This window comes from Pseudomonas sp. GD03858, from assembly GCF_029840925.1.
In the GTDB taxonomy this organism is placed as follows: Bacteria; Pseudomonadota; Gammaproteobacteria; order Pseudomonadales; family Pseudomonadaceae; genus Aquipseudomonas.
Map to the genome: position 1 here is coordinate 12,988 of NZ_JAOCDM010000023.1, position 22,445 is coordinate 35,432.

General features: G+C 64.6%; 22 protein-coding genes. 8 read left to right on the forward strand and 14 right to left on the reverse strand.

Annotation, left to right across the window (positions count from 1 at the left end; genetic code table 11):
• From N5D48_RS09045 to N5D48_RS09060, 4 genes are all read right to left on the reverse strand, one after another.
• Window positions 1-795 (reverse strand): ABC transporter permease, encoded by a 795-nt coding sequence (locus N5D48_RS09045; RefSeq protein WP_279883256.1) that lies wholly within the window; start codon window positions 793-795, stop codon window positions 1-3.
• Window positions 785-1,624: an ABC transporter permease subunit gene (locus N5D48_RS09050; protein ID WP_279883258.1), complete on the reverse strand. Its 840-nt coding sequence runs from the start codon at window positions 1,622-1,624 to the stop codon at window positions 785-787. Before N5D48_RS09050 ends, N5D48_RS09045 begins: the two co-directional genes overlap by 11 nt.
• On the reverse strand, window positions 1,621-2,427 hold the full coding sequence (locus tag N5D48_RS09055; protein ID WP_203647659.1) for an alkaline phosphatase family protein: 807 nt from the start codon (window positions 2,425-2,427) through the stop codon (window positions 1,621-1,623). Before N5D48_RS09055 ends, N5D48_RS09050 begins: the two co-directional genes overlap by 4 nt.
• A gap of 110 nt (window positions 2,428-2,537) precedes the next feature.
• Entirely contained in the window at window positions 2,538-3,596 is a 1,059-nt protein-coding gene (locus N5D48_RS09060; protein ID WP_279883261.1) for an ABC transporter substrate-binding protein, read from the reverse strand.
• 326 nt (window positions 3,597-3,922) lie between these two features.
• On the opposite strand from N5D48_RS09060, the gene N5D48_RS09065 reads away from it, so the two are divergent.
• Complete coding sequence (locus tag N5D48_RS09065; RefSeq protein WP_279883263.1) at window positions 3,923-4,636, forward strand: UTRA domain-containing protein; 714 nt, start codon at window positions 3,923-3,925, stop codon at window positions 4,634-4,636.
• 155 nt (window positions 4,637-4,791) lie between these two features.
• Here the strand turns inward: N5D48_RS09065 and N5D48_RS09070 are convergent, their stop codons facing one another.
• The 7 genes from N5D48_RS09070 to minC all read right to left on the reverse strand — a co-directional run bounded on the left by N5D48_RS09070 (window position 4,792) and on the right by minC (window position 11,514).
• On the reverse strand, window positions 4,792-6,933 hold the full coding sequence (locus tag N5D48_RS09070; protein ID WP_279883265.1) for a mechanosensitive ion channel family protein: 2,142 nt from the start codon (window positions 6,931-6,933) through the stop codon (window positions 4,792-4,794).
• A 44-nt stretch (window positions 6,934-6,977) separates the two neighbouring features.
• Entirely contained in the window at window positions 6,978-7,145 is a 168-nt protein-coding gene (locus N5D48_RS09075; RefSeq protein ID WP_279883267.1) for a hypothetical protein, read from the reverse strand.
• A 193-nt stretch (window positions 7,146-7,338) separates the two neighbouring features.
• A complete protein-coding gene (locus tag N5D48_RS09080) occupies window positions 7,339-8,628 on the reverse strand; it encodes a M18 family aminopeptidase (protein WP_279883269.1) in 1,290 nt (429 codons plus the stop codon).
• Between the two features lie 164 nt (window positions 8,629-8,792).
• Window positions 8,793-9,428, reverse strand: coding sequence for an RluA family pseudouridine synthase (locus N5D48_RS09085; protein ID WP_279883271.1), 636 nt, complete (start codon window positions 9,426-9,428; stop codon window positions 8,793-8,795).
• A 157-nt stretch (window positions 9,429-9,585) separates the two neighbouring features.
• Window positions 9,586-9,840: a cell division topological specificity factor MinE gene (gene minE, locus N5D48_RS09090; protein WP_277461970.1), complete on the reverse strand. Its 255-nt coding sequence runs from the start codon at window positions 9,838-9,840 to the stop codon at window positions 9,586-9,588.
• A gap of 3 nt (window positions 9,841-9,843) precedes the next feature.
• Entirely contained in the window at window positions 9,844-10,656 is an 813-nt protein-coding gene (gene minD, locus N5D48_RS09095) for a septum site-determining protein MinD (protein ID WP_277461969.1), read from the reverse strand.
• 96 nt (window positions 10,657-10,752) lie between these two features.
• Window positions 10,753-11,514, reverse strand: a complete 762-nt coding sequence (gene minC, locus N5D48_RS09100) for a septum site-determining protein MinC (RefSeq protein ID WP_279883282.1) — start codon at window positions 11,512-11,514, stop codon at window positions 10,753-10,755.
• 100 nt (window positions 11,515-11,614) lie between these two features.
• Here minC and N5D48_RS09105 point away from each other — a divergent pair, with 100 nt between their 5' ends.
• Window positions 11,615-12,550: a lipid A biosynthesis lauroyl acyltransferase gene (locus tag N5D48_RS09105; protein WP_279883284.1), complete on the forward strand. Its 936-nt coding sequence runs from the start codon at window positions 11,615-11,617 to the stop codon at window positions 12,548-12,550.
• Window positions 12,551-12,685: 135 nt separating this feature from the next.
• Window positions 12,686-13,834 (forward strand): patatin-like phospholipase family protein, encoded by a 1,149-nt coding sequence (locus N5D48_RS09110; RefSeq protein ID WP_279883287.1) that lies wholly within the window; start codon window positions 12,686-12,688, stop codon window positions 13,832-13,834.
• Between the two features lie 136 nt (window positions 13,835-13,970).
• Here the strand turns inward: N5D48_RS09110 and N5D48_RS09115 are convergent, their stop codons facing one another.
• Both N5D48_RS09115 and N5D48_RS09120 read right to left on the reverse strand, forming a co-directional pair.
• The gene (locus tag N5D48_RS09115; protein WP_279883349.1) at window positions 13,971-14,705 is read right to left on the reverse strand and encodes a VacJ family lipoprotein; all 735 of its coding nucleotides are present in this window, start codon (window positions 14,703-14,705) and stop codon (window positions 13,971-13,973) included.
• A gap of 73 nt (window positions 14,706-14,778) precedes the next feature.
• On the reverse strand, window positions 14,779-16,077 hold the full coding sequence (locus N5D48_RS09120; RefSeq protein ID WP_262951035.1) for a serine/threonine protein kinase: 1,299 nt from the start codon (window positions 16,075-16,077) through the stop codon (window positions 14,779-14,781).
• 216 nt (window positions 16,078-16,293) lie between these two features.
• Between N5D48_RS09120 and N5D48_RS09125 the strand changes: the two genes are divergently transcribed.
• Entirely contained in the window at window positions 16,294-16,662 is a 369-nt protein-coding gene (locus N5D48_RS09125) for a hypothetical protein (protein WP_279883292.1), read from the forward strand.
• A 91-nt stretch (window positions 16,663-16,753) separates the two neighbouring features.
• On the opposite strand, the gene N5D48_RS09130 is transcribed toward N5D48_RS09125, so the two are convergent.
• On the reverse strand, window positions 16,754-18,319 hold the full coding sequence (locus N5D48_RS09130) for a beta (1-6) glucans synthase (protein ID WP_279883295.1): 1,566 nt from the start codon (window positions 18,317-18,319) through the stop codon (window positions 16,754-16,756).
• 205 nt (window positions 18,320-18,524) lie between these two features.
• Between N5D48_RS09130 and N5D48_RS09135 the strand changes: the two genes are divergently transcribed.
• The 4 genes from N5D48_RS09135 (at window position 18,525) to N5D48_RS09150 (ending at window position 22,287) form a co-directional block, all read left to right on the forward strand.
• On the forward strand, window positions 18,525-19,385 hold the full coding sequence (locus tag N5D48_RS09135) for a glycine betaine ABC transporter substrate-binding protein (protein ID WP_279883298.1): 861 nt from the start codon (window positions 18,525-18,527) through the stop codon (window positions 19,383-19,385).
• A gap of 246 nt (window positions 19,386-19,631) precedes the next feature.
• The gene (locus tag N5D48_RS09140) at window positions 19,632-19,943 is read left to right on the forward strand and encodes a DUF485 domain-containing protein (protein WP_279883301.1); all 312 of its coding nucleotides are present in this window, start codon (window positions 19,632-19,634) and stop codon (window positions 19,941-19,943) included.
• Window positions 19,940-21,604, forward strand: a complete 1,665-nt coding sequence (locus N5D48_RS09145; protein WP_279883304.1) for a cation acetate symporter — start codon at window positions 19,940-19,942, stop codon at window positions 21,602-21,604. Before N5D48_RS09140 ends, N5D48_RS09145 begins: the two co-directional genes overlap by 4 nt.
• Window positions 21,605-21,801: 197 nt before the next feature.
• Complete coding sequence (locus N5D48_RS09150; RefSeq protein WP_279883307.1) at window positions 21,802-22,287, forward strand: CS1 type fimbrial major subunit; 486 nt, start codon at window positions 21,802-21,804, stop codon at window positions 22,285-22,287.
• Window positions 22,288-22,445: the final 158 nt, after the last annotated feature.

A 22,445-nucleotide genomic window follows, 5' to 3' on the forward strand; every position in this document is an offset into this window, starting at 1 on the left:
TCAGGTCTTGTCCTTGTTCAAGCGGTTGGCGACCCAGGTCAGTACCAGCACGAAGGCGAAGTAGGAGATCACCAGGGCGCTGTTGAAGTGGCCGCTGCTGTTGCGCATGTTGTTCAGGTACACCTGCAGGGTTTCGTAGCGGGTGCCCACCAGCAGGTTGGCGAACACGAACTCGCCGAACAGGAACGAGAACGACAGCAGCAGCGCCACCATCAGGCCCTTGCGCAGGTTTGGCAGCACGACCAGCAGGGCCGCCTGCCAGGGGCTGGCGCCGAGCAGCTGGGCGGCGTCCATCAGGTCACGCAGGTTGATGGCCTGCAGGTTGTTGGTGATGGCCCGGTACATGAACGGCAGGGCGATGGTGAAGTAGCAGCCGATCAGGATCCACGGCGTGCCGACCATGGCCATCGGTCCACTGCCGTAGAGTTGCAGCAGGCCGACCGCGGACACCACCGGCGGCACCGCGAACGGCAGCAGGATCAGGATGTTCATCAGCGCGTCGAGCTTGGGGAAGTGGTAGTGCACCACGAACAGCAGCGGCAGGATCAGCACCACCGACAGCAGCAGCGCGCCGACGCACACCAGCAGCGACTGGGCGAAGGCGGCGAGAAAGCGCGGCTCGCTCCACAGCGCGATGTACCACTTGAACGTCAGCCCGCTGGGCAGCAGGGTCGCCGACCAGCTGGTGGCCAGCGAGTAGAGCAGGGTGCCGGCCAGCGGCAGCAGCAGGATGAGGAACAGCAGGTACACCACCACTCGGTGGTAGAGCCCGCCGGCGGTTTTTTCAGCGCGCATGGTAGCTCCTCTTGAGCAGCCATTGATGGACCACCGTGACCACCGTCATCAACCCCACCAGGACCATCGCCAGGGCGCTGGCCAGGTTCGGGTCGAGGCTGATGTCGCCGGCCACAAGGCCGGCGATGCGGATCGGCAGCACGTTGAAGTTGCCGGTGGTCAGGGCGTAGACGGTGGCGTAGGCGCCCAGGGCGTTGGCCAGCAGGATGACGAAGGTGCCGAGCAGCGCCGGGGCAAGCACCGGCAGGCCGATATGCCGCCAGAATTGCCAGTGGCTGGCGCCCAGCAGCGCGGCGGATTCGCGCCAGTCTTCACGCAGGGCGTCGAAGGCCGGGTAGAGCAGCAGCACACCGAGGGGGATCTGGAAGTAGGTGTACACCAGGATCAGGCCGGTCTTGGAATAGATGCTGAAGTCGCCGAGCAGGCCCATCTGCTTGAGCAGCAGGGTGAGCGCGCCGTTGAAGCCGAGCAGGATGATGAAGGCGAACGCCAGCGGCACGCCGGCGAAGTTGCTGGTCATGTTGGCGAAGGCGCTGACGAAGTCGCGCAGCTTCGAGTCGACCTGGCGCAGCGAATAGGCGCCCAGGGTGGCGATGACGATGCCGAACAGGCTCGACCAGAAGCTGATCTCCAGACTGCGTTGCAGCGCCTGCAGATAGAACTTCGAGGCGAAGATCTTGCTGAAGTTGGCCAGGCCCCAGCCGCTTTCGCTCTGCAGGCTGTTGATGGCGACCCAGGCCAGCGGCGCGACCTGGAAGATGATGAAGAACACGGCGAACGGCAGCAGGCAGAGCAGGGCCAGGTAGCGGCCACGATGGCTTGCATTCACTTGAGCAGCTCCCGGCAGACCGGTTTGTCGTGGGCGGCGCCGAGCAGCTCGCAGATCGTGCCGCACAGCTCGGTCTGCAACGGCTTGGCCGCGGGATCGAGGCTGAACGCTTCGCCGAACACGAACAGCGGTACTTCGCGTTCCTCGGCCAGCAGGCCGTTGTGCGAGCGGTCGTTGTTCATGCCATGGTCGGCGGTGACCAGCACCTGATAGCCTTCCTCGAGCCAGCGCGGCAGGTAGTCGGCCAGCAGGATGTCGGCGCTGCGCGCGGCGTTGCGGTACTGGCTGCTGTCCAGGCCGTGGCGGTGGCCGGCGTCGTCGATGTTCATCGGGTGCACCAGCAGGAAGTTCGGCGCATGGCGGCGGCGCAGGTATTCGGCGTCGGCCAGCAGGTGCGAGTCGGGGTAGTGGTCGGCGTAGTAGAACAGGCCGTGCTGGATCGGCAGCTTCGGCGCGTGGGTGTGGCGGTCGCGCAGCGGGTCGAAGGGCGAGCGGTTGTACAGCTCGCTCATCCAGTGATAGGCCGCCGCCGCGGTGCCCAGGCCGGCCTCGCGGGCGTAGTGGAACACGCTGCGCTGGTTGGACAGGCGGTTGACGTTGTTATGCACGATGCCGCTGTCGATCGGCGGCACGCCGGTGAGAATGCATTCGTAGAGCGGTCGCGACAGCGACGGCAGCTCGCATTCCACCCGGTACAGCGCGGCGCGATCGGCCTCGACGTAGGCGTGCAGGTGGCCCATGGCGTGGTGCGCGACCTGGTGGTTGAGGCCGTCGAGCAGGACCAGGATGACGTTGTGTTGCATGGTGGCTCCTACATGGAGCTACAAGCTGCAAGCTTCAAGCTGCAAGATGAAGCGGGCATGTCATCTGCCTGCTTTGGCTTGCCGCTTGAAACTTGCGGCTTGAAGCTGCCTCATTCCATCTCGATGATCACCTGCTCCTGCCACTTCTGCGGCAGGGCCTTGGAGGTCGCTTCCCAGGCCTCGGCGTTCTTGATCGGCTGGGCGGCCTTGTACTGCTCGTTGGGCAGCAGCTTGGCCTGCACGTCCGCCGGCAGCTTCAGGTGTTCGGCGCGGATCGGCCGGGCGTGGCCGATGGCCAGGTTGGTCTGCCCTGCATCGCTGAAGATGTACTCCCGGGTCAGCTTGGCTGCGTTCGGATGCTTGGCGTACTTGTTGATGATGGTGGTGTAGCCCGAGGTGATCGAGCCGTCCGACGGGATCAGCACCTCGAAGCGTTTCGGGTCGATCTGGTCGCGATAGCTCAGGCCGTTGAAGTCCCACACCACACCGACCTCCACCTCGCCCTTCTCCAGGGTCTGGATGGTCGGGTTGGCCAGCGACAGGCGCTTCTGCTGGGCCAGCTTGGTGAACAGCTGCAGGCCCGGCTCGATGTTGCTCTCGTCGCCCTTGTAGGCGATGGCGGCGGCGAGCACGCCGTTGGCGGCCTGGGCGGCGGTGCCGACGTCACCGATGGCGACCTTGTACTTGCCCTTTTCCAGGTCGTGCCAGGTGCTGGGGCGTTCGCCTTCCTTGACCAGGTCCTTGTTGATGATGAAAGCGATGGTGCCGGTGTAGGCCAGCGCCCAGTGACCGTCCTGGTCCTTGGCCCATGCCGGGACCTGGTCCCAGGTGCTTGGCTTGTAGGGTTGGGTGACGCCCTTGGCGACTGCGATCGGGCCGAAGGCGGCGCCGACGTCACCGATATCGGCGCTGGCGTTGTCCTTCTCGGCGTCGAACTTGGCGATTTCCTGGGCCGAGCTCATGTCGGTGTCGCTGTGCTTGAGGCCGTACTTTTTCGCCAGGTCGTCCCAGGTGCCTTTCCAGTTGGCCCAGGCATCGGGCATGCCCACGCTGTTGACGGTGCCTTCCTTGCGGGCGGCGTCTTCGAGGGCCTTGAGGTCCTGGGCCATGGCCGAGGTGCAAAAAGCGATGGCCGAACCGAGCAGTGACGCCATGAACAACTTTTTCATCCGAAGCTCCTTTGGTGGTGCCTTGCATTCGTTGTTATGAACAGAAGCCGTGCCTGCAAAACCTTGGTCTAGGTCAGCAAACCTTGCGCCAAGGTAGGCCTGTTGCGTGACAGTTTGATGTAAGGGGAGGGTGTTGGTGGCAGGCCGAAGGCCCTGGGAATACAGCGTAGACCAGATCGAAAGCCCCGAATCCTGCGGCCTGGCCCGGATCTGGCAAGCCCCTCTCGGCGTGTTTGTCACAGGATGTTCATCAGCCGTGCCTAGGCTTGTGCTCATCTCTCCATGCCCTGTTCTGGGGCTGGACTAGTCCAGATAGGTAACCTTTGATGCAAGCGACGCCACCGCGCGCGGTAACAGCCATCTGCCATGCCCTGCGCGAGCAGATCGAACACGGCCTGCTGGCTCCCGGCGGCAAGCTGCCGGCCGAGCGCCGGCTCAGCGAGGTGTTCGACACCACACGCATCACCCTGCGCGAGGCGCTGGTGCAGCTGGAGGCCCTGGGGTTGATCTACCGCGAGGAGCGTCGAGGCTGGTTCGTCGCGCCCGAACGCCTGACCTACGACCTGATCGAGCGCAGTCACTTCCATGCGATGGTGCGTGACCAGGGGCGGGTGCCAAGTACCGAGTTGCTGTCGGCACGGCTGCAGCCGGCTTCGGCGTCGATCTGCGCGCGCCTGCGCCTGCCGGCGCTGTCCAGCGTGGTGCAGGTGTGCCGCTTGCGGCGCATCGATGGGCGGGCGGTGCTGTATGCCGAGCACTACCTCAATCCGCGCTACTTTCCCGGGATCCTCGAGCTGGACCTGGCCCGGTCGCTGACCGAGATCTATGCGCGCGAGTACGCCATTCACTATGGACAGGTGTGCTTCGAGATCCTGCCGACCGCGTTGCCGGTGGCGGCGGCGGGGGCGCTGAAGGTTTCGGTGGGCAGTCCGGGCTTGCACATCACCCGGGTCAACAGCGACCAGCACGGGCATTTGATCGACTGCGACCTGGAATACTGGCGGCACGATGCAATTCGCATTCGCGCCGAGGCTGGGTAGACAATCTCAAGCCTGCGCCAATCCCTGTAGGAGCGGCCTTGTGTCGCGAAAGGGCCGCAAAGCGGCCCCAGCAATTTCTGCCCGTAGCTGAGATCCTGGGTCTGCTGCGCAGCCCTTTCGCGACACAAGGCCGCTCCTACAGGGGGCGTATGTCCCTACTGTTTGATTTGATCAGATCCGCCAGCCGTCACCACCTGCACCGACAACCGCGGCGTCGCCAGGTCCAGCCCTGCCTCGTCCAGTTGCCGCTTCAACGCCAGGTTGAACGCCCGCGACACCTCCCACTGCTTGATCGGCGCGGTCTTGAAGCGTGCCCGCAGGATCGCCGAGCCCGACTCGAAACTCTCCACCCCCTGCAGCTCCAGCGGCGACCAGATGTTGCGCCGCATCAGCGGATCGCTGCGCAGCTTCTGGCCCACTTCGCGAATCAGCGTGATGGCCTGGTCGATGTTCATGTTATGGGGGATGGCCACGCGGAAGATCGCATAGCCGAACTCGCGCGAGTAGTTCTTGATGCTCTTGATCTCGCTGAACGGAATGGTGTGCACGATGCCGTCGATGTCGCGCAGGCGCACGGTACGGATGGTCAGGCCCTCGACCGTGCCCAGGTGGCCGCCGACATCGACGTAGTCGTCGATGGCCAGCGAGTCCTCGATGATGATGAACAACCCGGTGATCAGGTCGGCTACCAGCGACTGGGCGCCGAAGCCGATGGCCAGGCCGATGACGCCGGCGCCGGCCAGCAGCGGGGTGACGTTCATGCCCATGTTGGCCAGGGCGACGATCACCGCGATGATGAAGATCATCACGAACATCACGTTGCGGATCAGCGGCATCATGGTCTGTGCCCGGGCGTTGGCCATGCCTCGGCGCGAGCGCACCAGGGCGTGGTGCACCGCGGTGTCGGCGAGGATCCACACCAGCCATGCGGCGATCAGCGTGCCGGCCAGGCCCAGCAGGCGCAGGCTGATCTCATGGCCGTCACCCTCGGCGAAGCCGATCATCGAATGACCCCAGACGCGCAGGCCCAGTTCGATGAACAGCAACCAGATGAACAGGTGCGCCAGCGCATAGCCGAAGTTGCGCAGACGTTCGGTGTACACCGCCTGGCGCTTGCCTGCGTGCCTGGGGTTGGCGGCGTGACGCCGGACCAGGCCGTTGAGCACCATGCACACCACCACCAGCACGGTGCACATCAGCGACTGGCGCAGGGCGGTGCTGGTGTCGCCGGCGGAAACGAAGGTGGCGAACAGCGAGATCGCCACCAGGATCAGCGCCGGGACGAACCAGAAGCTGCCGAGCAGTTCGATGGTGTCGCTCAGGGTACGCCGGGTCAGGCGTCGGGACAGCGGCTGGTTGCGGATCAGGTGGGCGATCGGGCGGCGAAAACGCAGGATGAACAGCCCGGTGCACAGCGCGGCGATCACATTGGCCAAGGTTGCCAGGGCGTGGGCCAGGTGCCCGCCCAGGGCGGTGGTCATGCGCGGGTCGCTCATCGCCTCGCCGAAGGCGGCGAAGCTGCCGATCAGCCACAGCGGGCGAAACGCCTGGTGGCGCAGGATGTACAGGGCGCGGTGGCGGTGCGGACCGTCGAGCAGCGAGAAGGCGATCACGCAGATCGCCGAGAACAGCGTGCCGACCACCAGCGCGTAGGCCAGCACCATGGCCATCGACTTGCCCAGCGAGGAGGGCAGGGCGAAGCTCAGGTACACGGTGAACACCAGCGCCACCAGCCATGGTCCCAGCTTGCGCAGGGCGAAGCGCACCAGGTCCCAGGTGCGTGGATGCTGCGGCAGTTCCTCGGTCAGGCCGAAGCGCAGGCGCACGCGGTGGCCGATCCAGTTGAAGGCGTAGGCCAGCAGGCTCCAGACCAGGATGACGCCAGCGAAGCCGAACAGGATCGCCGGCCACTGGTGCACTGGCACCACCAGCGCGGCCAGTTCGTCCTGCGCCTGGTCGATTTCCAGCGACCAGCGCTTGAACGGGCTGGCATCGCCGCTGAACTGTTTCTCGAAATCGTGCAGGGCGCCGCCGATCAGGCCGAGCACGCCCTGTTCGACGGTGGGTTGCGATTGCTTGCTGGCATCGCGCAGCTTTTTCAGGTCGGCCAGCAGCTTGGCGCGTTGCTGGTCGTTTTCCAGGTTCTTGATCACCTCGTCCAGTGACTTGCCCAGCGGTTCGCTGGCTTCGGGCTGGGCGGGCGCGCTGGAGCCGAGCAGGCCTGGCAGGCCGGCGGCGTGCACCGGGGTGACGAACAGCAGGAACAGCAGCGTGATGCAACGCAGGAGGGCTGGCACCGGGAAATCTACCTCAGGTCAAACGATTGCCCGAGTGTAGTGGTTTACGACGGCAGTTTCTCCAGGATCTTCCAGCAGGTGAGGCCGAAGATGCCCAGGGTGCCGATCCACATCATCAGCACGCCGATATTGCGCTCGCGCAGGCTGAAGCCGATGGTCAGCAGCATCAGGAACAGGAACACCGGCACGAACAGAGAGATGAAGGGAGACATGGACAGCAATCCTTTTGCTTTGAGGGCATGTCTTAAGCATAGCGGGTTGCCGGCGTCAGGCGTTGATCCGGGGCAGTTGCATCGCCTGTGCCGGCCCCTTCGCGGGCAAGTCGCATCGGCGCACCGCCGCTCCCACAGGGGAATCGCTGCTCTTGAGACCAGTGATTGCCCTGTGGGAGTGGGCGACTCGCTCTCAGGGCAGTTCGCGGCTGCGGTAGAAGGCGGTGAGCACCTTCACCAGGTGCGCCAGGTCCTGGCTGCCGCACAGCTCGCGAATCGAGTGCATGGCGAAGGTCGGCAGGCCGATATCCACGGTACGCACGCCCAGGTGGCTGGCGGTGATCGGGCCGATGGTCGAGCCACAGCCCATGTCGCTGCGCACCACGAAACTCTGCACCGGCACTTCCTCGGCCATGCACAGGTGGCGGAAGAAGCCAGCGGTCTCGCTGTTGGTGGCGTAGCGCTGGTTGTTGTTGACCTTGATCACGGGGCCTGCGTTGAGCTTGGGACCATGGTTGCCGTCGTGCTTGTCGGCATAGTTGGGATGCACGCCGTGGGCGTTGTCGGCCGAGACCAGCAGCGAGCGCTGGATGGTGCGTACATACTCGTCGCCATCGGGCAGCAGGCGCTGCAGGGTCTGTTCGAGCATCGGGCCGTCGGCGCCGCAGGCCGAGCAGGAACCGACTTCCTCGTGGTCGTTGCACACCAGCACGCAGGTCTCGTCGCTGTCGGCGCTCAGCAGCGCCTGCAGGCCGGCGTAGCACGACAGCAGGTTGTCCAGCCGGGCACCGGCGATGAAGTCGCCGTTCAGGCCGATCAGCGCGGCGTCCTGGGTGTCGTAGAAGCTCAGCTCGTAGTCGAGCACCACGTCGGCATTGAGGTCGTGCTCGCGGGCCAGCTGCTCGGTGAGCAGGGCGCGGAAGTCGACGCGCTCGTCGCCGGCCACCTGGGCCAGGATCGGCGGCAGCTCGGTCTGCGGGTTGATCTGCCAGCCTTCGTTGGCGGTGCGATTGAGGTGGATCGCCAGGTTCGGGATCACCGCGATCGGCAGCTTGAAGTCGATCAGCTGGCTCTCGACCTTGCCATCACGGCGGAAGGTGACCCGGCCGGCCAGCGACAGGTCGCGGTCGAACCAGGGGGCGAGCAGGGCGCCGCCGTACACTTCCACGCCCAGTTGCAGGAAGCCTTGGCGTTGCAGCTCAGGCTGTGGCTTTACGCGCAGGCATGGGCTGTCGGTATGGGCGCCGACCATGCGGATGCCGCCCAGCAGCGGCGAATGCTTGCCGAGCTTGATGGCGATGATCGAGGAATCGTTGCGGGTCACGTAGTAGCGACCGCCAGGCACCGTGGCCCAGCTGTCGCGCTCGTCCAGGCGCTGGTAACCGGCGGCCTCGAGGCGCTGCGCGAGGCTGGCGGTGGCGTGGAAGGGCGTCGGGGAGGCCTTGAGGAATTCGATCAGGCCGGCGTTCAGGGCATCGCGCATAAGTCACTCCAGACAGCAGTGGCGCGAGTTTAGCGTAATTGCTCGAAAATTTGTGTCGGCCTCTTCGCGGGCAAGCCCGCTCCCACAGATGCCCGCGCAGATTTCAGGTTAGGCACCCTCTCTGTGGGAGCGGGTTTACCCGCGAAGAATCCAGAACCGATGGATCAGAACGGCGCGGGGCACTCGAACTTCAGACGCTCGCCAGACACCGGATGGGTAAAGCTCAGCATCGACGCATGCAGGCACAGCCGCTCATGGGCCGCCAGCGCTTCCGGGTTGGCATACAGCCGGTCCCCCAGCAGCGGGTGGCCGATCGACAGCATGTGCACGCGCAACTGGTGCGAGCGTCCGGTGATCGGTGTCAGCTCGACCCGGCAGTGATCGCCGCGGCGCTCGACGATGCGCCAGAAGGTCAGGGCGTGCTTGCCCTGCTCGTGGTCGACCACGTGGCGAGGCTTGGTCGGCGGGTCGTAGCGCAATGGCAGGTCGATGCTGCCGCTGTCCAGGGCCGGTTGGCCCCAGCACAGCGCGGTGTAGGCCTTTTCCGTCTCGCGGTCGTGGAACTGGCGCGACAGTTCGCGGTGGCTGTCGGCGTCGCGGGCGAGCAGGATGATCCCCGAGGTTTCCCAGTCCAGGCGGTGGACGATCAGGGCATCCGGATAGCCGTTTTCCTGCAGGCGGGTGATCAGGCAGTCCTTGTTGTCCTCGGCGCGGCCCGGCACCGACAACAGCAGGGTCGGCTTGTTGATCACCAGGATGGCGGCGTCTTCGTGAAGGATCTGGATGTTCGACAGCGGCATTGCAGGTTCTCTTTGCGTATGGAAACCACTGGGGCCGCTTTGCGGCCCTTTCGCGACACAAGGCCGCTCCTACAGGGATTGCGTAACCCCTGTAGGAGCGGCCTTGTGTCGCGAAAGGGCTGCAAAGCAGCCCCAGGATCGGCCCGAAGGCGCTGGATCAGCGCTCGGGCAGGGTGATGTTCAGCTCGAGGATCGAGCAGCTGCCCTGGTTCTCCAGCTCGATATGCACGTCGTCGTTGCCGATGTTGACGTACTTGCGGATGACTTCCACCAGTTCTTTCTGCAGGGCTGGCAGGTAATCCGGGGTACTGCGCTGGCCGCGCTCGTGCGCCACGATGATCTGTAGACGCTCTTTCGCTACCGACGCGCTGCTTTGTTTCTGTCTGCCACGAAAGAAGTCAAGAAGGTTCATGGTTTATTTGCCTCCAAACAGGCGCGCGAAGAATCCTTGCTTCGGCACTTCGATGAACCGCAGTGGCTTGTCTTTACCCAGCAGGCGGTCGACGGTGTCGCTGTAGGCCTGGCCGGCATCGCTCTGGTCGTCAAGGATGACCGGGATGCCCTGGTTGGAGGCCTTGAGCACGGCTTGGGATTCTGGAATCACACCCAGCAGTTCGACCGAGAGGATTTCCTTGACGTCTTCGACGCCAAGCATTTCGCCTTTCTCGACGCGCTCCGGGTGGTAGCGGGTAATCAGCAGGTGCTCCTTGATCGGGTCTTCGCCCTGCTCGGCGCGACGCGACTTGCTGGACAGCAGGCCGATCATGCGGTCGGAGTCACGCACCGACGAGACTTCGGGGTTGGTCACGACGATGGCCTCGTCAGCGAAGTACATCGCCAGGTGCGCGCCTTTCTCGATACCGGCCGGCGAGTCGCAGACCACGAAATCGAACTGCTCCTTGAGCTCCATCAGCACCTTCTCGACGCCTTCCTTGGTCAGTGCGTCCTTGTCGCGGGTCTGGCTGGCAGCCAGCACGAACAGGTTCTCCAGGCGCTTGTCCTTGATCAGGGCCTGCTGCAGATTGGCTTCGCCGTTGACCACGTTGACGAAGTCGTACACCACGCGGCGTTCGCAGCCCATGATCAGGTCGAGGTTACGCAGGCCTACGTCGAAGTCGACGATGACAGTCTTGTGCCCGCGCAACGCGAGGCCGGTACCGATGGCGGCGCTGGTGGTGGTCTTGCCCACCCCCCCCTTGCCGGAAGTGACGACGAGAATCTTGGCCAAGGTGTTTCACCCCTAAATAAATGGGACGCAGGTCCCTGCAAATACAAAAAACGGCAACGTGAAAAAAGTTGCGCTAAAAATGCCGGCAAGTATCCGTTAAAGACGGGTGATGTTCAACACGTCACCGGACAGGCTGACTTGGACGCCCGAGCCCCACAGTGGGTCGCGACGCAGGTCTTCGCAGACTTTGTACTGGCCGGCGATGGAGACCATTTCCGCTGTCATCTGCAGGCAGAAGATACGCGCCTTGGTATTACCCTTGATGCCGGCCAGGGCTCGGCCACGCATGGCGCCGTACACATGGATGTTGCCATCGGCGAGAAGTTCCGCGCCGGGGCTGACGGAGCCTGTGACCACCAGGTCGCCGCCCTGGGCATAGATCTGCTGGCCACCGCGTACGGTCGAGGTGACGATCCGCGTCGGGCGCACTTCCGGCTCTGCGGGTGCCGGCGGTGCGACGGGCACCGGCTCGGGCTTCTTCACTTCCGGCTCGGGCTCGAGCGGTCGCTCGCGGGCGCCGGACGGCGGCAGCACCGGCAGGTCGATGGCGATCGCCGCGGCGATGTCCTCGATGCGGCTGGCACGGATCGCCAGGGTGCGCAGGCCGTGGTGGCGGCACACGCGCATCAACCCGGGCAGGTCGATGGCGCCTTCGTCATGGGGCCGCTTGTCCAGGGCCAGCACCAGCGGCGTGTTGCTGAAGAAATTCGGCGCCTGCGCCACCTTCGCCGCCAGTTGGCGGTCGAGGGATTCGAGGTCGTTGCGCGCCAGTTCCAGCACGGTGATGGCAAGCATGCTGCCCTTGAGCTGGAACACGGGGGCGTTGTCGGGTGTCTGGTTGAGGCTCATGGTCTGCATAGACGGCTTGTTGCGAGAAAAGTGCCCTGACTTATAGCGATAAGACTGATTGCCCGCAACCGATGTAGAATGCCAGGCTCATGTCTTGCCGGAAGCTTCAATGGAACGCCCGCGTTTTCGATCCTCTTTCCTTCACCCGCGATTCTGGGGCCTGTGGCTGGGCCTGGGCCTGCTGTGGCTGGTCGCCCAGCTGCCGTACCGCGTGCTGCTCGGGCTGGGGCGCGCGCTTGGCGCGGTGATGTATCGGGTTGCCGGCGAGCGTCGGCGCATCGCTGCGCGCAACCTCGAATTGTGTTTCCCGGCATTGTCCGGCGACGAACGGCAGCGCCTGCTCAAGGAAAACTTCGCCTCCACCGGCATCGCCTTCTTCGAGATGGCCATGAGCTGGTGGTGGCCAAAGGCACGGCTGGCGCGCCTGGCCCATATCGAGGGCATCGAGCACCTGCAGGTCGCCCAACGTGAGGGAGAAGGCGCGATCCTGATGGCCGTGCATTTCACCACCCTGGAGATCGGCGCCGCGCTGCTGGGCCAGGCGCATACCATCGACGGCATGTACCGCGAGCACGGCAACCCGGTATTCGACTTCATCCAGCGCCGTGGCCGCGAGCGCCACAATCCCGATTCGCTGGCGGTGGAGCGCGACGACGTGCGCGGCATGCTCAAGCTGCTGCGCCGGGGCCGGGCGATCTGGTATGCGCCGGATCAGGACTATGGCACCAAGCAGAGCATCTTCGTGCCGCTGTTCGGCATCCCCGCGGCCACCGTCACCGCCACCACCAAGTTCGCCCGGCTGGGCAAGGCGCGGGTGATTCCGTTCACCCAGCGGCGTTTGGAGGATGGCAGCGGTTATCGCCTGGTGGTGCATCCGCCGCTCGAGGATTTCCCGGGCGAGACCGAAGAGGCCGACTGCCTGCGCATCAACCAGTGGGTCGAGGGCGTGCTGCGCGAGTGCCCTGAGCAGTACCTGTGGGCGCATCGGCGCTTCAAGTCACGGCCAGAGGGTGAGCCGCGGCTGTACGACAAGAAGAAGCGCTGACTGTTGTGATTGCAGGGCCGGCCTCTTCGCGGGTAAACCCGCTCCCACAGCGGCCTTAGCATATACATACCCCCTGTGGGAGCGGGTTTACCCGCGAAGAGGCCAGACCTGTCAACCATGATCCAGGAAGGAAGCATGTCCCCAACCACCGGCCTGATCCTCTCTGGCGGCGGTGCCCGCGCCGCCTACCAGGTTGGCGTGCTGGCCGGCATCGCCGAACTGCTGCCCCCCGGCGCCGCCAATCCCTTCCCGGTGATCGTCGGCACCTCCGCCGGCGCCATCAACGCCGTCAAGCTGGCCAGTGGCGCGACTCGCTTCGTCGAATCGGTGCAACACCTCACCGCCTTCTGGCAGAACTTTCGCAGCCATCTGGTGCTGCGCAGCGACTGGCCCGGGGTGATCCGCCAGGCCAGCCGCTTCGTCGGCCACAGCCTGCTGGGGATCGGCGGGCAGGTGCCGGTGGCGCTGCTCGACAGCCGACCGCTGCGTCGCCTGCTGCACGAACACCTGGACCTGGATGGCATCGCCCATTCGCTGGCCTCCAACCAGCTTCGCGCGATTGCAGTGACCGCCTTCGGCTACGAGTCCGGCCAGGCGGTGACCTTCTACCAAGGCCGCGACACCATCGAACCCTGGCTGCGCCACCGGCGCATCGGCATGCCCACGCCGCTGACCATCGACCATCTGCTGGCCAGCTCGGCGATTCCGCTGCTGTTCGCTCCGGTGCGGCTAGGGGAGGAGTTCTTCGGCGATGGCGCGGTGCGCCAGTCGGCGCCGATCAGCCCGGCGCTGCACCTGGGCGCCAGCCGCGTGCTGGTGGTGGGGGTCAGCGGCAACCCGCAACGGCCCGCGTCGCCCTTGCCGCCCCAGCGAATGTTCAGCGGTCAGCAGCCGAGCCTGGCGCAGATCGGCGGGCATATGCTCAACAGCACCTTCATCGACAGTCTCGAGGACGATATCGAACTGCTGCAGCGGCTCAACCACCTCAGCCACCTGATGCCAGCGCACCTGGACGCCCGGCGCCTGGGGCTGGCGCCGATCGAGGTGCTGGTGGTGGCGCCCAGTCAACCGCTGGACGAGATCGCCGCCCGTCATCGGCGCGAGCTGCCGGCGGCGCTGAGGCTGTTCCTGCGTGGGCCCGGGGCGACCAGGACCAGCGGGGCGGGGGTGCTGAGCTACCTGCTGTTCGAGGCGAGCTATTGCAGCGAGCTGATCGAGCTGGGGCGCAAGGATGCGTTGGCCAAGAAGCGGGAATTGTGTCAGTTCCTGGGATTGCCTGGCTGACCCTGTAGGAGCGGCCTTGTGTCGCGAAAGGGCTGCAGGGCAGCCCCAAGATTTATGCCACACCGCTGATATCGCCGGGGCCGCTTCGCAGCCCTTTCGCGACACAAGGCCGCTCCTACAGGGATCAGGGTTGCATTTACTCGGCAATCTGCAGCTTGCGCGCCTGGGTATACACGTACCGCAGCTTTTCGTACTCGAACGGCGAGTTGGTCTGTCCGTAGCGGAAGTTGGTGGTGTAGCGCTTGTCCACCGCCCGCAGCACGGTGAGCTCCGGGTGGTCGCTGGCGGTGTCGGGCACGTTCAGGTAGTTGATCTCCTTCTCCCCCACGTAGTCGACCACCAGCCCGGTGGTATCGCGCAGGTTCGACGGCCCGAGGATCGGCAGCATCAGGTATGGCCCGTCCGGCACCCCGTAGAAGCCCAGGGTCTGGCCGAAGTCCTCGCTCTGCCGGGGCAGGCCCATCTTGGTCGCCGGGTCCCACAGGCCGCCGACACCGATGATGGTGTTGAACATCAGCCGCGCGGTGATCTGCGCCGAGCGCTTGGGCTTGAGCTGCAGCACGCTGTTGAACAGGTTGGGCACATCGCCCAGGTTGTTGAAGAAGTTGCTCACGCCGGTACGCACGAAACCGGGGGTGACGTAGCGGTAGCCGTCGACCACCGGCAGGAACACCCACTGGTCGAAGCGGTAGTTGAAGTGGTAGATGCGCCGGTTCAGCGATTCCAGCGGGTCGTAGATGTTCAGCGCGGCCAGGGTCGAGCGTTCGAATTCGCGCTGGTCAAGGCCAGGGTTGAACTTGAGCTCACGCAGCGGATCGACGAAACCGTCGGCCTCCACGGTGAGGGTTTCGGTCTTGTCGGCCTCGACCACGCTAGCACGCGGCGCGACTTCCTCGGCCAGGACGCAGCCGCTGGCGAGCAGGGCGGTGACGAGCAGCAGTCTGTTAACCACGGAAGAACTCCAGCATGGCGTCGCTGTTGACGCGGTAGTTGAGGTTGCCGCAATGGCCGCCATGGGGGTAGAGCGTCAGCCGTTCGCCGAACACCCGGCGCAGGAAGCCGATGTCGCCCGGGCCGAGGATCACATCGTCGGCGTTGTGCATCACGGCGATCTTGGGGCTGGCGCGCAGGTAGTCTTCCAGCGCGTACAGGCTCACCTGGTCGACCAGTTGCAGCAGGCTGTTGCCATCGGTGCGCGCCCGCCACATGGGGATCACCTGCTCGGTCAGGTAGCAGTCGAAGTCGCATTGCAGCGCTCGTTTGAAGAACGGCTCCAGGCTGCTGCCCTCGGTGATCGGGAACTTCGGCGGAATGATCAGGCCGCGACGGTTGATCAGGTCGGAGGTGAAGGCGATGTCGGCGGCCGAGAAGCGGAACGAAGTGCCGATGAGCATGGCCATCTGTTCATTGGACAGGTGCTGGCGCGACTTCTGGAAGTCATACAGCAGCGCTTCGTTGAGGTCGATGTAGCCCTTGTCCTGGAAGTAACGGGTGAGTTTTTCCAGCATCAACTCGTAGAACGTGGTGCTGCGGTCGATGCCCTTGACCCGGGTCTGCACCAGCTTGTCCAGGTTGGTGATCGAGGTGTACAGGTTGACCGGCGGGTTGAGCAGCAGCACGCGCTTGAAGTTGAAGCTCTGGCGGGTTTCGTCGAGCTTGCTGACGAATGCCGCGTCCAGCGCCCCCAGGCTGTAGCCGGTGAGGTAGTACTCGCTGACCGGCAGGTGTGCCTGCTGGGCGCGCACCGCCTGCATGACCCGGTACAGGTCCTTGGCGTCCTCGCTGGTCACCCCGGGGGTGGCGAAGCGCGAGGCGGCGCTCATGAAGTCCCAGCTGGTCGGCGACGACAGCTGCACCACGTGGTAGCCGGCCTGGTAGAACAGCTTCTTCAGGTACTCGTTGATGCTGCTGGAGTAGGGCGCGCCGGTGCCGGCGATCAGGAAGATCAACGGCGCTTCGTGGTCCTGTTTGGCCAGGCGGTAGCGCAGTTTCTTCACCGACCAGAAGTTGTCGGGCAGGGTGAACTCGCGCTCCGGGCGCAGGGTGAGGCTGTAGTCGGCCTGGTCGATGTCGTCGTCGCTGGGCAGCGTCGGGCGCTGTTCCGGCGGGGTGGTGGCGATGGTCGCCTCGAACGGGTTGGTCAACGGATAGCCGTAGCTCGCCGCGTCGATATCCCGCGCCGATGCAGCCGCGGCCAGGAGCAGGCCGCCGAGCAGGGCAGCGAGGCGCAAAGATCGAAGCATGTAGTCCCCCAAGGAAAACGCAAGGTCGTGCAGTACGCAGGCTAGGACCACGGCGAGTCGGACAAAGTTGCCCGTCGCCCTGTCGTTCGTCGCACAAGATGTTGCCGCGCCGGACAACGTTTGTCTTGTGCAACATAGCTGCTGGGCCATGATTTTGCCTTGTCGCGGCCCGTGGGCGATCATGCGACGTTTCGATTACCGCTATTGGAGATTCGCATGGCGCGTTGGTGGCCGCTCGTTGCCCTGTTGCTGTTCCTGCCGCTGTGGCTGGCGGCCAGTTATGGCGTGCGCTATGGGCTGATGGAGGATGCCCGGTGGGTCGGGCTGTGCAGCGTGCCGGGGGAGGTCTGGCAATGCCAGGCGCGATCGCTGCTGGGGCTGGGGATTCACTTCCAGGTCATCGCTTGGGGGGCATTGGGGTTGGCGTTGGTCTGCCAACTCGTGCCAGGCCGTGGCGGATGGTGGCTGGCGGTGCTGGCGCTGGTGTTCGGGATCCCGGCGCTGGTGCTGTATACCGCGAGCATCGCGGTGTTTGCCGTGGTACTGGCGGGGTTGCGGCTGGTGCGGCGATCACTGGTTGCCTGATAGAGCCTGTTCGCGGGTAAACCCGCTCCCACAGGGTAGGGGAGTACCCTCTGTGGGAGCGGGTTTACCCGCGAAGAAGGCAACGCATCATTCAGGCCTTGCGCAAACGCAGACTGCGCCACAAGGCGGTGGTCATCATCACGCTGACCACCGCCCAACCCCAGGCCTGGCGATTCGCCAACCCTTCCTGGAACAACTGCGGTGCCACTCCAGCGCCCACGATAAAGGCCAGTAACGCCACCTCCGCCCGCCGCGCCGGCACCGGCCGCAGCAGATAGACCACTGCCGGCAGCAGCAGCGCCGCGCTGGGGAAGCTGCGATAGCGCGGGTCGAACACCATCGCCAGCATGCTCACCGCCGCCGCGAACCCCGCCGCCAGCAGCCACTTGCCCGCGTGCGCATCGAGCCAGGCGAACAGCCGCTGGCGCCAGTCTTTACGCTGAGCCAGGGCCAGGGCGCCATGGGCCAGCACCAGCACGTTCAACACAGCCAGCGCCGCCGCCCACAGCCACTCCCCGGCAAAGCGGGCATTGGTGCGCATCAGCTCCCCCCACAGCCCCAGGCTGCCGGCACCCAGGGCCGCCAGCAACGGCAGCAGCAGGGCGGCGCGACGGCTTGCCGGGCGCCCAGCCAGGGCCAGGGTCGCCAGCATCAACAACACGCTGGCCAGCAACCACTGTGGCCACAACGCCAGGTTGCTCACCGGCCCCTCGAGCACGCCCTTGTCCTGGCGGTCGGCGTCGTAAAGCCCCCAGTAGCCGCCCACGGCGCCTTCGCTGGCACGCTTCCAGGGCTGGTCGAACGCCTCGATCAGGTTGTAGCGCCAGCCGTTGGCCTCGGCCAGGGCGACGAAGCCGCGGATGAAACGCGCCTCGTTGACCCGACTCGGCTCCGCCGTCTCGCGCTGGCGGCCTTCGCTGGGCCAGCCGGTTTCGCCGATCAGGATGTCCTTGGGCGCGAAGCGGTTGCCGAACACCTGGCGAACTTCGGCCACGTGGGCCAACGCCGCATCGATGCCACGTGGGTCATCCTCCCAGTAGGGCAGCAAGTGGAGGGTCAGGAAGTCCACCGCCGGTGCGATCTGCGGATGTTGCAGCCAGAACTCCCAGACATCGGCGTAGGTCACCGGCACCTTCACCTGGCTTTTGACTTTGTCGATCAGCCCGGCCAGGCGCTCGCCGGTGACCTCCTTGCGCAGCAGCGTCTCGTTGCCGACGATCACCGCGCTGACCACGTCGGGGTTGGCGTTGGCCGTGGCGATCAACAGGTCGATTTCCTTGTCGGTGTCCACGGGGTTGGCATTGACCCAGGCGCCGAGCATCACCTTCAGGCCGTGCTTGCGCGCCAGCGCCGGGATCGCCTCCAGGCCGGTCATCGAATAGGTACGGATGCACTGGAATCGCTCGCTGAGCAATGCCAGGTCGGCGTCCATGCGCGCCGGACGCAGGCGAAACGGCTGGTCGAACGGTGACTGATCCTTGTCGAACGGGGTGTAGGACGCGCATTGCAGCTTGTGCGTCGGGCTCGCCGCATCGGGCAGGTGCACCGGTCTGCCGAGGCCGTACCAGAGCGCCCACAGCCCGACGAGGGCAAACAGGCAGGCGAGCAGGTACGCAGGCAGGAGCAGTCGGGTGTTGCTGGGCATCGGGCGGTCCATCGTCAAGCGCAAAGGGCTAGATGATAGCCGCAAATGACCGGCGCCAAGCCTTTGGCATGCAAGGATCGCGCAGGCCGCGCTGGTGGCTTGGCGTTAATGGCACAGTGCTGTCGCTGATCGTTCGCTGGAGGTCGCTGACAGAGCAGGTCCTGCGCTGGGGCGGGTCGATGATGCAGTCTCCAAGACCTGACGAGGGGATGCTTTGATGGCGACTTTTACAAGAGTACGACGTTTCCTGAGTGTGGGCGCCGCCCTGGTATTGACCATGAGCACTGCGCAGGCCATGGCCAAGGAAGTGAGCATCGGTTACGTGGATGGTTGGTCCGATAGCGTGGCCACCACCAACGTGGCTGCTGAGGTAATCAGGCAGAAACTCGGCTACGACGTGAAGCTGCAGGCCGTGGCCACTGGCATCATGTGGCAGGGCGTGGCCACCGGCAAGCTCGACGCCATGCTCTCGGCCTGGCTGCCGGTGACCCATGGCGAGTACTGGGCCAAGAACAAGGACAACGTGGTCGATTACGGCCCCAACTTCAAGGACGCCAAGATCGGCCTGATCGTCCCTGAGTACGTCAAGGCCAGCAGCATCGCCGACCTCAAGACCGATGACAGCTTCAAGAAGAAGATCGTCGGCATCGACGCAGGCTCCGGGGTCATGCTCAAGACCGAGCAGGCGATCAAGGACTACGACCTGGCCGGCTACAAGCTCACCGCCAGCTCCGGCGCGGCGATGACCGCCGAGCTGGGCCGCTCCTACGCCAAGCAGCAGTCCATCGCCGTGACCGGCTGGGTGCCGCACTGGATGTTCGCCAAGTGGAAGCTCAAGTTCCTCGAGGACCCCAAAGGCGTGTACGGCGCCGCCGAGACGGTCAACAGCATCGGCAGCAAGGAGCTGGCGAGCAAGGCGCCGGAAGTGGCCGAGTTCCTCAAGAAGTTCCAGTGGCAGTCCAAGGACGAGATCGGCGAGGTGATGCTGGCGATCCAGGAAGGCGCCAAGCCCGAAGCGGCGGCCAAGGACTGGGTGGCCAAGCATCCGGAGCGGGTCAAGGAGTGGACCGGCAAGTAACCTCGCCGTAGAGGCCAGTGCGACCCTTTCGCGGGTAAACCCGCTCCCACAGGATCACCACGAACTTGAACATTGTGGCTTACCTGTGGGAGCGGGTTTACCCGCGAATGCCCCTGCTCGGGTTTTGGTTGTTGCGAAATCGGTAAAACACCGTTGCATCTAAGACTAAGGTCGTCTGGTTGGCGTCCAACGGCAGCATAAAGTGGAGTCGGGTTCTCCCTAATCTGTGCTGCTAGGACAAAAACAATGAACGACAGCATTTACCTCTCGATACAGAACAGCCCGCGCTTCAAGGAGCTGGTCACCAAGCGCGAGCGCTTCGCCTGGATTCTCTCGGCGATCATGCTCGGCCTCTACTGCGCCTTCATCCTCCTCATCGCCTATGGCCCGCACGTGCTGGGCGCCAAGCTCAGCCCCGACTCGTCGATCACCTGGGGCATTCCCCTGGGCGTCGGCCTGATCATTTCGGCCTTCGTGCTGACCGGCATCTACGTGCGGCGCGCCAACGGTGAGTTCGATGAGCTGAACAAGGCCATCCTGAAGGAGGCGCAACAATGATTCGCCACGCCAAGACCTTGGCCGTACTGGCCTGCGGCGCTTTCGCACCCGCCGTGTGGGCCGCCGATGCCCTGACCGGCGAGGTGCAGAAACAGCCGCTGAACGTCTCGGCGATCGCCATGTTCGTGGCCTTCGTCGCCTTCACCCTGGGGATCACCTACTGGGCCTCCAAACGCAACAAGTCGGCGGCCGACTACTACGCCGCCGGCGGCAAGATCACCGGCTTCCAGAACGGCCTGGCGATTGCCGGCGACTACATGTCCGCGGCCTCGTTCCTGGGCATTTCCGCGCTGGTGTTCACCTCGGGCTATGACGGCCTGATCTACTCCATCGGCTTCCTGGTCGGCTGGCCGATCATCCTGTTCCTGATCGCCGAACGCCTGCGCAACCTGGGCAAGTACACCTTCGCCGACGTGGCCTCGTATCGCCTCGGGCAGAAGGAAATCCGCACCCTGTCGGCCTCGGGCTCGCTGGTGGTGGTGGCGTTCTACCTGATCGCGCAGATGGTCGGTGCCGGCAAGCTCATCGAGCTGCTGTTCGGCCTGGACTACCACGTGGCGGTGATCCTGGTGGGCATCCTGATGTGCCTGTACGTGCTGTTCGGCGGCATGCTGGCCACCACCTGGGTGCAGATCATCAAGGCGGTGCTGCTGCTGTCCGGTGCCAGCTTCATGGCGCTGATGGTGATGAAGCACGTGGGCTTCGACTTCAACACCCTGTTCTCCGAAGCGATCAAGGTGCACGCCAAGGGCGAGGCGATCATGAGCCCAGGCGGCCTGGTCAAGGACCCGATCTCGGCCTTCTCGCTGGGCCTGGCGCTGATGTTCGGTACCGCTGGCCTGCCACACATCCTGATGCGCTTCTTCACCGTCAGCGACGCCAAGGAAGCGCGCAAGAGCGTGCTGTACGCCACTGGCTTCATCGGCTACTTCTACATCCTGACCTTCATCATCGGCTTTGGCGCGATCCTGCTGGTCAGCACCAACCCTGACTTCAAGGACGCCGCCGGCGCCCTGATCGGCGGCAACAACATGGCGGCGGTGCACCTGGCCGATGCCGTGGGTGGCAGCGTGTTCCTCGGCTTCATCTCGGCGGTGGCCTTCGCCACCATCCTGGCGGTGGTTGCCGGCCTGACCCTGGCTGGTGCCTCGGCGGTGTCCCACGACCTGTACGCCAGCGTCTGGCGCAAGGGCAAGGCCAACGACAAGGACGAAATCCGCGTGTCGAAGATCACCACCATCGCCCTCGGCGTGCTGGCGATCGGCCTGGGGATCCTGTTCGAGAAGCAGAACATCGCCTTCATGGTTGGCCTGGCCTTCTCCATTGCCGCCAGCTGCAACTTCCCGGTGCTGCTGCTTTCGATGTACTGGAAGAAGTTGACCACCCGCGGCGCCATGATCGGCGGCTGGATGGGCCTGGTCAGCGCGGTGGGCCTGATGGTTCTCGGTCCGACCATCTGGGTGCAGATCCTCGGCCACGAGAAAGCCATCTACCCGTACGAATACCCGGCGCTGTTCTCGATGATCATTGCCTTCGCCGGCATCTGGTTCTTCTCGGTCACCGACAAGTCCAAGGCCGCCGAAGACGAGCGTGCGTTGTTCTTCCCACAGTTCGTGCGTTCGCAGACCGGCCTCGGGGCCAGCGGCGCGGTCTCTCACTAAGCGCTTGAAGGAAAGCACCAACGCCCCGGCTTGCCGGGGCGTTGGTGCTTCTGACACTCCACTGCTGCAAGTCCCTGGGAAATTTCTCACGCCCTCTGGGAACGGTCTTACTCAGCCCACCTGCCATGCTCACTAATAATTCTCCTTGCCAACTGCACTAACGCCGTAAGGCACGAAACCTTCAAGGAGATTTACTTGTGAAACGTCTTTTCATGGCCCTTCCCCTGGCATTGATGACCACCGCAATGGCCCATGCCGCTGATCCCATCGAAAAGCAGGTTCAGGTGACCGCCACGGTGCCGACCGATGCCTTCTATGTGGAACCGGTGGGTGGCAACTGGATGAACGATCCGCAAGAGCTGGGCTGGAACTCGTTCCGCGGCGAGCTGCAGTCGATCAGCAAGCAGCTGCAGGTCAAGTCCACCGTTGGTCCGATCTCGGCCTATCTGTTGTCTCCGGCCGCCATCACCAGCGGCACCAACAGCATCGGCCTGAACGTCAAGGTGGCCGACACCGTGCTGACCACCACCTCGGCTGAGGTGATCTCCCAGGCCCAGGCGGCGCCGGGCGCCGTTGTCGGCTTCGAGATCGCGGCCCAGGCCGCGCCTTCGAGCGGTTATGTGCCGGGCAACTATCAGGGTCTGGTCAGCATGATGTTCGAAACTGCCGCGCCAACCCCGTAACGCACTGCCCACCGCACCTATCCGTTGTCGCCTGTCCTTCACCCCGGGGTTAGCTCCCCGGCGGTGGAGGAAGCCTACCTGCGTAAGAAAATGATCAAGCATACTTTCATCGCCACGCTACGTGGCCTGCTCGGTGTGGGCGTTTTGTGCGTGCCCTT

What these genes read in the sequence shown, in the direction of transcription:
- N5D48_RS09045 (WP_279883256.1), bottom strand. Translation starts at nt 795, where the DNA reads ATGCGCGCTGAAAAAACCGCCGGCGGGCTCTACCACCGAGTGGTGGTG.
- N5D48_RS09055 (WP_203647659.1), bottom strand. Translation starts at nt 2,427, where the DNA reads ATGCAACACAACGTCATCCTGGTCCTGCTCGACGGCCTCAACCACCAG.
- N5D48_RS09060 (WP_279883261.1), bottom strand. Translation starts at nt 3,596, where the DNA reads ATGAAAAAGTTGTTCATGGCGTCACTGCTCGGTTCGGCCATCGCTTTT.
- N5D48_RS09065 (WP_279883263.1), top strand. Translation starts at nt 3,923, where the DNA reads ATGCAAGCGACGCCACCGCGCGCGGTAACAGCCATCTGCCATGCCCTG.
- N5D48_RS09075 (WP_279883267.1), bottom strand. Translation starts at nt 7,145, where the DNA reads ATGTCTCCCTTCATCTCTCTGTTCGTGCCGGTGTTCCTGTTCCTGATG.
- N5D48_RS09080 (WP_279883269.1), bottom strand. Translation starts at nt 8,628, where the DNA reads ATGCGCGATGCCCTGAACGCCGGCCTGATCGAATTCCTCAAGGCCTCC.
- N5D48_RS09085 (WP_279883271.1), bottom strand. Translation starts at nt 9,428, where the DNA reads ATGCCGCTGTCGAACATCCAGATCCTTCACGAAGACGCCGCCATCCTG.
- minE (WP_277461970.1), bottom strand. Translation starts at nt 9,840, where the DNA reads ATGAACCTTCTTGACTTCTTTCGTGGCAGACAGAAACAAAGCAGCGCG.
- minC (WP_279883282.1), bottom strand. Translation starts at nt 11,514, where the DNA reads ATGCAGACCATGAGCCTCAACCAGACACCCGACAACGCCCCCGTGTTC.
- N5D48_RS09105 (WP_279883284.1), top strand. Translation starts at nt 11,615, where the DNA reads ATGGAACGCCCGCGTTTTCGATCCTCTTTCCTTCACCCGCGATTCTGG.
- N5D48_RS09110 (WP_279883287.1), top strand. Translation starts at nt 12,686, where the DNA reads ATGTCCCCAACCACCGGCCTGATCCTCTCTGGCGGCGGTGCCCGCGCC.
- N5D48_RS09120 (WP_262951035.1), bottom strand. Translation starts at nt 16,077, where the DNA reads ATGCTTCGATCTTTGCGCCTCGCTGCCCTGCTCGGCGGCCTGCTCCTG.
- N5D48_RS09125 (WP_279883292.1), top strand. Translation starts at nt 16,294, where the DNA reads ATGGCGCGTTGGTGGCCGCTCGTTGCCCTGTTGCTGTTCCTGCCGCTG.
- N5D48_RS09130 (WP_279883295.1), bottom strand. Translation starts at nt 18,319, where the DNA reads ATGGACCGCCCGATGCCCAGCAACACCCGACTGCTCCTGCCTGCGTAC.
- N5D48_RS09135 (WP_279883298.1), top strand. Translation starts at nt 18,525, where the DNA reads ATGGCGACTTTTACAAGAGTACGACGTTTCCTGAGTGTGGGCGCCGCC.
- N5D48_RS09140 (WP_279883301.1), top strand. Translation starts at nt 19,632, where the DNA reads ATGAACGACAGCATTTACCTCTCGATACAGAACAGCCCGCGCTTCAAG.
- N5D48_RS09145 (WP_279883304.1), top strand. Translation starts at nt 19,940, where the DNA reads ATGATTCGCCACGCCAAGACCTTGGCCGTACTGGCCTGCGGCGCTTTC.